Below are 12289 nucleotides of genomic sequence, written 5' to 3'. Positions count from 1 at the left end.
CCGCTCCTTTTAAACCTATTCTAATTCGCCTGCTTCATAATACCTTTTCACTTTAGATGTAAATAAAACACCGTGTAAATGATCGATTTCATGCTGAATTGCACGCGCTAAGAAGTCATCCGCTTCTAATAAAAATATTTTACCGCGACGATTTTGTGCACGTACTTTAATGTAATCTGCACGCTCCACTTCACCATAAAGTCCCGGAAAGCTTAAGCAGCCTTCGGGACCTACTTGTTCACCACGTTTTTCTAAAATAACAGGATTAATTAATTCAATTTTACCCGTATCATCACCTATATCAACAACAGCAACTTGTAAGCTTACACCCACTTGTGGCGCAGCTAGACCAACTCCGTCTGCAATTAACATTGTTTCATGCATATCTTTTAACAATTTCACTAACTTTTTATCAAAGTTAATTACTCTTTCGCATGGTGTTTCTAACACTTCATTTGGATGCTTTACAATTTCTAAAACTGCCATATTTCCCTCCGCTACATTAACATTGTTGGATTAAAATCAATTGAGATTTGTAGCTCTTTTTGCATTTCTGCTTGATAATGTTCATTTACCATTTTGAGCACGTTCTTTAAGTTTGGTTCCCGTTTGTATTTTATCATGCATTGGTAACGATATCTATCTTTTATCCTTGGAATTGCTGAAGCAACCGGCCCTAACACCATTGTTTGCCTTGAACAATGCGTTCGTAAATGACCGACAATTTTTTCCGTCACTTGGACTGCCTTTAATAATTCTGGATGCGATACAGTTACAAGTACAACGTAGTAATATGGCGGATATTGTCTCATTTGCCTCATTTGCATTTCGTGCTCATAAAATACATCATATTGTTGATTCTTTGCTAATTCTACACTGTAATGTTCCGGCGTATACGTTTGAATTACAACTTCACCTGGCAATTCATGTCTTCCTGCACGTCCACTTACTTGTGTCAATAGCTGATACGTCTTTTCACTCGCCCGAAAATCAGGTAGATGAAGCATCGTATCCGCCGTTAAAACGCCAACAAGCGTCACCTTCGGAAAATCAAGCCCTTTTGCAATCATTTGTGTTCCAAGTAATATATCTGCTTTCTCTTCACCAAACGCCTTTAATAATTTTTCATGCATTCCTTTACGGCTTGTTGTATCCACATCCATTCGAATGACCCGCGCCTCAGGGAATAGTTTTGTGATTTCTTCTTCAACCTTTTGCGTCCCTGTACCAAAGAAACGAATATACGTACTATTACAAGAGGGACACTCCGTTGGCATATTTTCCTCATGACTACAATAATGACATTTTAAACGATGGTTCATTTTGTGATATGTCAACGAAATATCACAATGCGGACATTGTACGACATACCCACAATCACGACACATCACAAACGTAGAATGACCCCTTCTATTTAAAAAGAGAACCATTTGTTCTTTCTTTTCTAATCGATCTGCTATTTTTTCATGCAGTGCCTTTGAAAACATTGAGCGATTTCCATCACGAAGCTCTTCACGCATATCAACAATTTCTACAGTCGGCAAAGCTTGTTTGTTCATACGTTTTTCCATTGTAAGCAACCCATAGACACCTTTTTTCGCTCTAGCAAACGATTCAAGTGTCGGCGTTGCACTTCCGAGAACGATTGGACACTTATGGTATTGTCCTCTCCACACTGCTACATCTCTTGCATGATACTTTGGGTTATCCTCTTGCTTATAACTTGATTCATGCTCTTCATCAATAATAATGATTCCTAAATTTTCGAATGGAGCAAAGATAGCTGAACGCGCACCAACTACAACTTTCACTTCTTTTCTTAATATCTTTCGCCATTCATCATATTTCTCGCCAACAGAAAGCGCACTGTGAAGAACTGCAACTTGCGAACCGAACCTACCTTTAAAGCGATCTACCATCTGGGGCGTTAGCGCAATTTCAGGAACAAGCACAATTGCTTCTTTTCCTTTCTCGAGCACCGCTGCTATAGATTGTAAATACACTTCAGTCTTACCACTTCCTGTAACACCATATAGTAAAAATGGATTGTAAGTTTCATTTGTAATTGATGACAAAATCGGTGTAATTACTTGTTTTTGTTCCTCAGTAAGCGGAAATGGTTTCGTTTGTTCAAAATCATCATCGTCATACGGACTCCGGTATACCTCTACATACTTTTCTGAGATTAGACCCTTTTTAACAAGTGCTTTTATTGGAGCATCTGTTATTTGTAATTCTTCTGTTAAATTTTTTAACGGTACACTTTTGTAGTTTTCTACAAAATAATAGAGTACATCTTGTTGTTTTTTACTTTTCAGTTCAAATGCTGCTAATTCCAATTTATCTGCCGGCAACTCCGGTTGAACTACTCTTTGTTTCTTCTTCTGCACTTTATCCTTTACTTGATAAACCACTTCAGTCGTACCATTTTTAATTTCTTGTTGAATAGTGCGATATAGGTGCGGCTGTGCTTCGATAACTTCCCAATCTATCGTTTCCTTCCCTTGAAATAAAGAAAGAATTTCTGGTGCTACTTCTTCTCGGTTACGAAGTTGCAGACGCTTTTTATATGTTGCTTTAATCGCCGTCGGAAGCATCACCTGAAAAGCTGAAATCATATAACATAACGTTTCACTTGTAAGCCAATACCCAAGTTTTAATAATTCATCATTTAAAACCGGAGTGACATCTAATATTTCATACAACGCTTTTAACTTTTTACTTTCTAGTTCAACCGAATCCTTTATGCCAATAATAAAACCTTGCAATTTCCTCGGACCGAATGGGACTACTACACGCATTCCTGTTTGCACGATATCTTCCCATTTTTTAGGGATAATATAATCAAACGGTCGATCTGTTTGACGTGCAGGTACATCAACAATTACACTTGCAAACTTCATACATAATCATCTTCTAACATCATTTCTATTTGCTTTAATATTTCACGAGCCACTTCTTTCTTCGTTAAAAGTGGCAGCTCAATGATTTCTCCATCTTTTCTATACATTGTCACAATATTTGTATCCGTACCAAACCCAGCTCCTTGCGCTTTCACGTCATTCGCAACAATCATATTTGCATTTTTCTCACGTAATTTTCTCGTTGCGTATTCCTCTATGTTTGTCGTTTCAGCTGCAAAACCGATAAGTAACTGTCGGTCCTTCTTCTCACCTAACGTTTTTAAAATATCCACTGTTCTTTCTAATTCAATTACAGCATCGCCATTTTTCTTTTTCATTTTATTATCATGAACATATTTCGGACGGTAATCTGCAACGGCTGCTGTTTTGATGACAACATCCACACTCTGATAATGCTGAAGGACTGCCTCTAACATATCTTGTGCAGATTCTACTTGTATTGTTGTGACATGTAATGGTGACTCTAATGCTGTCGGTCCTGACACAAGTATGACATCAGCACCTAAGCCTGCTGCAACTTCTGCGATCGCATACCCCATCTTTCCAGAAGAAAAATTCGTCATAAAACGAACCGGATCAATCTTTTCACGTGTCGGTCCAGCTGTTATTAATATTCGTTTTCCTTGCAATGGTTGTTGTTCCCAGAAAGCCTCTTCTAATCGTCCAATAATTGCTTCAGGTTCTTCCAGTCTTCCTTTTGCTACATAACCACATGCTAAAAAACCTTCCCCAGGCTCAATAAATGTATATCCTAATGTTTTTAACGTCATCATGTTTTTTTGAACAATTTTATTTTCATACATATGCACATTCATAGCAGGTGCAATCCACACTGGAGCTGTAGTAGCTAACAAAGTAGTTGTAATCATATCATCAGCAATACCGCCAGCTAACTTTCCAATGCAATTAGCTGTAGCAGGTGCAACAAGTACAACATCTGCCCAATCCGCTAAATCAATATGAGCAATAACAGCCGAGTCTCTCTCATCAAACGTATCCGTATATACATCATGGCGAGAAAGTGCTTGAAATGTAAGAGGCGTAACAAACTTCATTGCCGACTCACTCATCATTACTTTTACAAGAGCGCCAGCTTGTGTCAATTTACTTGTTAACGCAGCCGCTTTAAAAACTGCAATGCCTCCTGTTACACATAGAAGTATCTTTTTCCCTTTTAGCATATGACTCGTCCTCTTTCTTTTTCAAACTTATTCTACTGAAATAGAATTTCCAGCTCGTCAGTACCAGTATTTCGTTCCGTCTTTTTCGATTCCTTTTCATCCCTATCGTAAAAAAATAACAACCTACTTGTAAATAGGTTGTTACCGTTACATAGAAAATTATAAAGTCTATGTTTTAATTTGTCGAAAAGAATGTCTTAATCAATTATTGTGTCATCGCTTGGTACATATTTTAATACTTCTAAATCGATTTCTTCTAACGCTTTACCTACACATTTATAAGAAACAGGCTTTTCAATAACACAATTGTCAGCAATTTGCATTTCACGTGCACGCTTTGCAGCTACTGTTACAAGTGTATATTTAGAATCGATTTTTGTTAATAATGAGTCAATTGATGGATTTAACATAATTATAGACCCTCCGTCATTTCTTTATAGTATTTTGCCACTCTTTCGCGGCGGCAATGTTCACCAACCACAATTGCTTTAATTCGGTCGCAAGCTAATTCAACTTGATCGTTTTCTACAACATAGTCATAAGCGTCCATCATTTCGATTTCTTCTTTCGCTACAGTTAAACGATTTTCAATAACATCTTCAGTTTCTGTACCACGGCCGACAATTCGGTTCTTTAGTTCAGATAAACTTGGAGGTGCTAAGAAAATAAATACACCTGCTGGGAAGGCTTTCTTAACTTGAATTGCTCCTTGCACTTCAATTTCTAAGAACACATCTTTTCCTTCTTGTAACGTTTTTTCAACATAATCAATCGGTGTTCCGTAATAATTACCAACGAACTCAGCCCATTCAAGTAACTTTTCATTACGAATCATTTCTTCAAATTCTTCTCTCTCTTTAAAGAAATAATCCACACCATCTACTTCACCTTCACGCGGTTTACGTGTCGTTACTGAAATAGAGTACTGAAAACGTGTGTCTTCATGGCTAAACAGCTCTTTTCGAACCGTTCCTTTCCCGACACCAGAAGGTCCCGAAAGAACGATGAGCAATCCTCTTCTACTTCTCATAAATATGTAAAACCTACCCTTCCTCACTTAGATCTTCTTTATTATTCAAACGATGTGCAATCGTCTCTGGCTGAATTGGACTTAATACTACATGCCCATCATCCATAACAATAACCGCCCTTGTTTTTCTCCCATACGTAGCATCAAGCAAAGCATTATGTTCACGCGCTTCCTGTACTGTCCGTTTAATAGGAGCTGACTCCGGACTTACAATAGCAATAATTCGATGAGCAGATACAATATTTCCGTATCCAATATTTAAAAACCGCATGGCCATAGTTTGCGCCTCCTAGTAAGTCTATCCGATTTCTCCACCACGTATAACTTTATATATTTTTTGAAAGCTACTCAATATTTTGTACTTGTTCACGAATTTTTTCAAGGTTATTTTTCATTTCTACGACATATTTTGAAATTGTTAAGTCATTTGCCTTAGAGCCTATCGTATTAACTTCCCTATGCATCTCTTGCACGATGAAGTCCATTTTCCTTCCAACAGGCTCTGTAATTTGCAGTGCTTCACGAAATTGATCTAAATGACTTTGTAATCGAACTAATTCTTCGTGAATATCTGAACGCTCTGCAAATATTGCTACTTCTGTCAACAATCGTTGTTCATCTAAATCTTGATTATGTAATTCTTTTAAGCGATTTTCTAATCGTTCACGATATTTTTGTGTAACAATTGGTGCATGTGGAATAATTGCATTTACACAATTATTAATCTCTTGCAAACGATATGCTATATCTTTATGTAATCGTTCTCCTTCGCCATCTCTCATCGTTTTCAACATATGAGCAGCTTGGCGAACAGCTTCATATAAACCGGTTTCAAATTGTTCATTTACATTTTCTATTTCTTCAACTGCCGTTACTTCTGGCATTCCCATTAGTTGCCCGAGTGTAATAGAATCTTGTAATTGAAATTTCCCTTTTATATCTTCCATAATGGATTGGTACTGCTTGAGAAGTTCCCAATTCACAGTTAATTTTCTTTCAACAAGCCCTTCACCTGTTATACTAATAGACACTTCAATACGTCCACGGCGAACTTGCTTTGCAATTATTTTACGAATCTTGTCTTCAAACGCCATCATTTGCTTCGGAAACCGAATACTCATTTCTAAAAAACGATGGTTCACCGACTTCATTTCTACTGTTATTTGAAAAGTATCGTTTTCTACCTTCGATCTTCCAAATCCTGTCATACTACAAATCATCTTTATCACATCCAAGCCATGAAATAACTCAATGAAAAAGGCAATAGAGATGCGACTCTACTACCTTCTGTAAATTATATCATATTTTCATATCATTGACTATTTCAAGTTTAATCCCTTCTTATATAACAGCGGCTTTTTCTTTTTCTCCTTTTTTCTTGTTAATAAGGATCCTACTAATAAGAAGGTCGGAATAGATGATAATCCTCCAATTAACAACCAATCTCGTGCTTGTATCGGCATTGTGCTAAAAATCGGCTGTAATGGTGGATAATATATAACTACAAGCATTAACAGTAAAGAAATAATAACCGCCCCTACTAAATATATATTTCCAAACGGGTTGCGGTGGAATATAGAATGTTCACTACGACAATCAAATACATGAATAAGCTGAGCCAGTACTAATGTTGCGAAGGCTACCGTTTGTGCATACTTCAATTCATTCGGATGCTGGTTAAATGCAATAATAAACGCTACTAATGTCACTGCTCCGATTAGAAAACCACGACTTATAATTTTCCACGCAAGCCCTCTAGCGAACACCCCTTCTTTCGGATGGCGTGGTGTTCTCTTCATCACATCTCCTTCAGCCTTATCCAAACCTAATGCCATCGCTGGTAAACCGTCAGTAACTAAGTTCACCCATAAAATTTGAATTGGAACCATCGGCAATGGCAGTGCAAGTAACATCGCAAATAACATAACTAAAATTTCACCAACGTTAGATGCTAACAAATACCGAATAAACTTCCGAATATTTTCATATATGTTTCTACCTTCTTTAATCGCCGATTTAATCGTAGCAAAGTTATCATCTAACAACACAAGTGACGAAGCTTCTTTTGCAACATCTGTCCCTGTAATTCCCATCGCAATCCCTATATCAGCTGTTTTAATAGCTGGAGCATCGTTCACTCCATCACCTGTCATAGCTACTATATGTCCCTTATTTTGCAGCGCCTTAACGATTTTCAATTTATGCTCAGGAGACACACGAGCGAATACATACGTATCTTCTACAATATCTTCTAATGCCTCTACATCCATATTCGCAAGTTCTACACCTTCAACAACGCGTCCACCCGCCGGTAAAACCCCTAGCTGTTCCGCAATTGCCATTGCCGTCACTTTATGATCTCCCGTAATCATTACCGTTCTAATACCAGCTTCCTTACACTCTTTCACCGCTTGCGCCACTTCTAGTCTTGGTGGATCTATCATTCCTTGTATTCCAACAAGCATAAAATCCTGCTCGACTTCTCTTTCATGTTCAATTGAATCTGTAGCTTTTAACGTTTTAAATGCCACCGCAATCGTTCGTAAAGCTTGACTTCCTAAACTATGAATCGCTGCCTGCACTTCTTTTCGATACATTTCACTTAAAGGCTGCTGCTTATTTCCCCACAAAATTGTTTGGCTCATTTGCAAAAGAACATCTGGTGCTCCTTTTGTAATAACAAATTTTTTACCTTCACGATCACGAACAATAACACTCATCATTTTTCTAGTTGAATCAAAAGGAAATTCACGAATGACTTCAAACTTTCCTTTAAGAGCTTCACGTGATATTCCCGCCTTCATTGCAGCAGCAACGAGAGCTCCCTCTGTTGGATCTCCATCTAACACATACGTCTTTTTCTTTTGAATAACATTCGCATTATTACATAAACAGCCAAATGTAAGTAGTTGATACAGTGATTTCGTCTTAGTAGGGTCAATTACTTCTTCACCTTTCATAAACGAACCTGTTGGCTCATAGCCTTGACCTGTTACTTTCCACAATTCTCCGCCTGACCACATATGTGTTACCATCATTTTATTTTGTGTCATTGTTCCTGTTTTATCTGAGCAAATAACAGAAGCACAGCCTAACGTTTCTACAGCTGGCAACTTTCGCACAATTGCCCTCTTTTTAATCATACGCTGTACGCCAAGTGATAGCGCAACAGTAACGATAGCTGGCAATCCTTCTGGAATAGCTGCAACAGCAAGCGAAACCCCAGCCAAAAACATGTGATACACTTCATTCCCTTGATATACACCAGCTAGTACAACAAGAGCCGTCAAAATAAGAGCAACAATAATTAAAATTTTTCCAAGCTGTTCTAATCTTCTTTGTAATGGCGTTTCCATTTGCTCAGCATTTTGCAACATATTTGCAATTTGCCCCATAGCTGTATTCATTCCAGTTGCTACGACTACCCCTGTTCCAGCACCTCTCGTTATCATCGTCCCCATAAATGCCATGTTTTTTTGATCACCAATTGAAACATCTTGACCTTGTAACGCATCTACCTTCTTTTGTACAGGCAATGACTCTCCTGTAAGAGCCGATTCTTCAATATATAAACTTGAAGATTCCACAAGGCGAACATCCGCGCCAATACGGTCACCACTAGAAAATTTAATAATATCACCTAGTACAAGCGCTTTTGACGGCGCTTTTATCCACTTCCCATTTCTTAGTACAGTAACTTGAGGAGCTGCCAATTCTTTTAAAGCTTCCAACGATTTTTCAGCTTTCCTCTCTTGGAAGAAACCGAGGACACCATTAATAATAACAATTGCAACAATTGCAATCGAATCAATATACTCTCCTAAAAAAGCTGAAATAATTGTAGCACCAAATAAAACAAGTACCATAAAATCTTTAAATTGCGCTAAAAACACCATAAGCGCAGAAGGCCGCTTTGCTTCTTGCAATTCATTTGTACCAAATTTCTTTAATCGGCCCTCTGCTTCTTGCTCTGTAAGACCTACCTCCACATTCGTATTCGTTCTTTCCTCCACTTCATGTGCTCGCATTTCATACCAGTTCATCCTGCCATCGACCTCCTGATTCCAGACATACTCTAATGAAAGCTTATTCAGCCTCGTCCAAAAAAATGCTATAATTAACTTTTAGTTAGAAAGGAGTGTTCATTCATGGCATTCGATGGATTATTTACAAGAGCAATTACACATGAAATTGCAAATTCTCTTCAAACAGGAAGAATTTCAAAAATATATCAACCCTCAAAATATGAAGTTTTATTACATATTCGAGCAAACGGAAAAAACCAAAAGCTAATTCTTTCATCTCACCCTACATATGCGCGTATGCACTTAACAAATCAAAACTACAATTCACCAGCGCTACCGCCGATGTTTTGTATGCTTCTTCGCAAACATTTAGAAGGTGGATTTATTGAAAAAATCGAACAAATTGACTTAGAACGTATTATTCAAATTACAGTCCGCAGTCGCAATGAAATCGGTGACGAATCAGTAAAAACATTAGTAATCGAAATAATGGGACGACACAGTAATATTATCTTAGTAGATACGAAAACAAATGTTATTTTAGATAGCTTAAAACACGTTTCTTTAGCGGTAAACCGACATCGTACTGTATATGCTGGAGCTGAATATGTTGCCCCACCGGCACAACATAAAGTTAATCCGCTTCTTATCGAAACAGAAGATGATTTTATTAAACCGCTAGACTTTTTATCTGGCAACATGGACAAACAACTTGTCGGAGCATTCATGGGAATTTCCCCATTATTTGCAAAAGAAGTTGTAAATAAAGCAGGTATGGCAAATGAAAAAGCATTATCTGAAGCTTTCTTCAGCTTGCAAAAACCTTTGCTAACACATCAGTACGTGCCTGCCATGATAACAGCAAATGGAAAAGAGTTCTTTTACCTATTCCCTCTTTCTCACTTACAAGGAAACGAAAAAACATTTTCATCTGTTAGTGAATTATTAGATCGTTTCTTCTTTGGTAAAGCAGAGCGCGATCGTGTAAAACAACAAGCTCACGATTTAGAACGCTTTATGCAAAATGAAAAAACAAAAAACGAAAAGAAGCTAATTAAACTAGAAAAAACATTACAAGATGCCGGAAAAGCAGATAAATATCAACTATTTGGAGAGCTACTTACAGCCAATATGTACGCTTTGAAAAAAGGTGATAAAGAGATAGAAGTCGTTAACTATTACGACGAAAATGGTGGGACTGTAAAAATCACATTAAATCCTTTAAAAACACCATCTGAAAATGCACAACGCTATTTCCAAAAGTACCAAAAAGCGAAAAATTCAGTTGCTATTGTAGAAGAACAAATCGTAAAAACAAATGAAGAAATTCTTTATTTCGATAGCTTACTTCAACAAATGGAGGTTGCTTCTTCAAAAGATATTGAAGAGATTCGTGAAGAACTGACCGAAGAAGGTTATGTACGTAATCGTAAGAAGAAAAACACAAAGAAAAAACCGACAAAACCAGTATTGGACAAATATTTAGCTAGTGATGGCACAGAAATTTTCGTCGGTAAAAACAATAAGCAAAATGATTATTTAACAACGAAATTCTCCCGTCGTGATGAAATTTGGTTACATACGAAAGACATACCTGGGTCCCACGTTGTCATTCGTTCTCTTGAACCTACGGAAGAGACTTTACAAGAGGCCGCTAAAATCGCTGCTTATTACAGTAAAGCAAAAGATTCTAGTTCTGTTCCTGTAGATTTCACAAAGGTACGCCATGTCAAAAAAACGAGCGGTGCAAAACTTGGATTTGTTACATATGACAATCAACAAACATTATATGTAACACCAGATGCTGATACAGTAATGAAATTAAAAGCGTAAATTAAAAAATGCGTTGCTTGCTAGCAACGCATTCTTTAATTTAGTTCATATATCCATTAACTAATTCGTAACATCTTTCTTTTGTCATCTTATATTTCTCTTCCGAAGCCTCTATACGTCTCATCGTTCCATTATTTGGATCTGTACCAATCGCTGTAACTTTACTTTCTTTTTCTTTAACCCATGCAATCTGTTTTGTTTTTAATGACTGAAATGCATCAGCTGACATCGTATTTTTTAATGTACTGTAAATTTCATTTAGTTTATTATCCCATAGTTGATAATTTCCTTCTATTTCATTTACTATGTCATTTGTTGACATAACATTTGTATGTTTTTCTTCGTTTTCTAGAGCAACTAACTCATTTAGAGCCTTAGTTTTACCTAATACTGAAGAAGATTCTTTTTTTGGCTGCTTCTCTTCTTTTGAACTAGTATACGTACTGGAATCATTTCCCTTAGCTGTTTCTTGCTCTTGAATAAAATCTTGTTTCGTTACCTTTTCTTGCTCTTCATCATCTACATTGTGAGTAATAACAGATGTTTGGGCATCCACAGCAACTACTCCGTTACTTTCTTGAAAAATATATTTCTTATTTCCACTATTCTCTTCTCTAACGAAAGAGACATTCTTGAAACCTTGAACTCTAAGAATTTCGTTAGCTTCTTCTTTAGTTAACTTTAAATCTACTGGCGTATTTGATGACCATTTATCCATTAACCATTTTCCATCGGTATAAACTAAAACAAATTCCCACGTCTCCGCTTCATTCCCCATATCATTTGCAAGGATAAGCGTCTCAATCTTTAAAACATCATTTTTCTGTGAACAAGTTATTCTCACGTCTGGCTCAATATGAATTGGGAATGGCAACATATCCGTCTCTCTAGACCTATTAAATGTGTCAAGCGACTTAGGAAGCTGATTTTCTACAAACTTATCTGTAACTAATCCCTTAACTCCTTTTTTCACTGTCTCCATATCTCCAGGATTATTTCGGCTCCATCCATTTTCTTTTTCCATCTCACTAAAAGCGTTTGCTATCCTATCTACGCTCTTTCGTACAATCTTTTTCGCTTCTTTTCCTGTCACTTCTGGTGCTTCATCAAGCTGTTCAATCTTTTCATTTACTTGAACTTTGTTTTCACTTTTTTCACAACCTGCTAGAACAAACATACTAACTACCAAGCAAAATGACATTACTTTACTTAATTTTTTCATATACTCACATTCCTTAATCCTATTTATTCGTTACGTATCCCTATCTTCGAGAGAAACCCAACAATTACCTATTG

The 12289-nt window shown here is 37.0% G+C and carries 10 protein-coding genes; 1 reads left to right on the top strand and 9 read right to left on the bottom strand.

Annotation, left to right across the window (positions count from 1 at the left end; genetic code table 11):
* Positions 1-15: 15 nt before the first annotated feature.
* The 8 genes from def to AB3X49_RS02225 form a co-directional block, all read right to left on the bottom strand.
* Complete coding sequence (gene def / locus AB3X49_RS02260) at positions 16-486, bottom strand: peptide deformylase (RefSeq protein ID WP_002014496.1); 471 nt, start codon at positions 484-486, stop codon at positions 16-18.
* 11 nt (positions 487-497) lie between these two features.
* On the bottom strand, positions 498-2903 hold the full coding sequence (priA, locus tag AB3X49_RS02255) for a primosomal protein N' (RefSeq protein WP_367960310.1): 2406 nt from the start codon (positions 2901-2903) through the stop codon (positions 498-500).
* A complete protein-coding gene (gene coaBC / locus AB3X49_RS02250; protein ID WP_367960308.1) occupies positions 2900-4105 on the bottom strand; it encodes a bifunctional phosphopantothenoylcysteine decarboxylase/phosphopantothenate--cysteine ligase CoaBC in 1206 nt (401 codons plus the stop codon). Before coaBC ends, priA begins: the two co-directional genes overlap by 4 nt.
* A gap of 197 nt (positions 4106-4302) precedes the next feature.
* Complete coding sequence (gene rpoZ / locus AB3X49_RS02245) at positions 4303-4515, bottom strand: DNA-directed RNA polymerase subunit omega (RefSeq protein WP_002014493.1); 213 nt, start codon at positions 4513-4515, stop codon at positions 4303-4305.
* 2 nt (positions 4516-4517) lie between these two features.
* Complete coding sequence (gene gmk / locus AB3X49_RS02240) at positions 4518-5135, bottom strand: guanylate kinase (protein WP_002014492.1); 618 nt, start codon at positions 5133-5135, stop codon at positions 4518-4520.
* 13 nt (positions 5136-5148) lie between these two features.
* Positions 5149-5412 (bottom strand): extracellular matrix/biofilm regulator RemA, encoded by a 264-nt coding sequence (remA, locus tag AB3X49_RS02235; RefSeq protein ID WP_001251456.1) that lies wholly within the window; start codon positions 5410-5412, stop codon positions 5149-5151.
* Between the two features lie 67 nt (positions 5413-5479).
* Positions 5480-6355: a YicC/YloC family endoribonuclease gene (locus AB3X49_RS02230; RefSeq protein ID WP_367960305.1), complete on the bottom strand. Its 876-nt coding sequence runs from the start codon at positions 6353-6355 to the stop codon at positions 5480-5482.
* A 99-nt stretch (positions 6356-6454) separates the two neighbouring features.
* Positions 6455-9178, bottom strand: a complete 2724-nt coding sequence (locus AB3X49_RS02225; RefSeq protein WP_367960303.1) for a calcium-translocating P-type ATPase, SERCA-type — start codon at positions 9176-9178, stop codon at positions 6455-6457.
* Between the two features lie 105 nt (positions 9179-9283).
* Between AB3X49_RS02225 and AB3X49_RS02220 the strand changes: the two genes are divergently transcribed.
* Positions 9284-10993 carry an Rqc2 family fibronectin-binding protein gene (locus tag AB3X49_RS02220; RefSeq protein WP_367960301.1) on the top strand — a complete coding sequence of 570 codons (1710 nt, stop codon included), beginning with the start codon at positions 9284-9286 and terminating at the stop codon, positions 10991-10993.
* A 40-nt stretch (positions 10994-11033) separates the two neighbouring features.
* Here the strand turns inward: AB3X49_RS02220 and AB3X49_RS02215 are convergent, their stop codons facing one another.
* A complete protein-coding gene (locus AB3X49_RS02215; protein WP_367960299.1) occupies positions 11034-12215 on the bottom strand; it encodes a lysozyme inhibitor LprI family protein in 1182 nt (393 codons plus the stop codon).
* Positions 12216-12289: the final 74 nt, after the last annotated feature.

The sequence above is a fragment of the Bacillus sp. C30 genome, from assembly GCF_040838255.1.
Classification (GTDB): domain Bacteria; phylum Bacillota; class Bacilli; order Bacillales; family Bacillaceae_G; genus Bacillus_A; species Bacillus_A mycoides.
The sequence above is the reverse complement of the archived record's forward strand: the minus strand, read 5'-3'. Positions and strand labels throughout refer to the sequence as shown.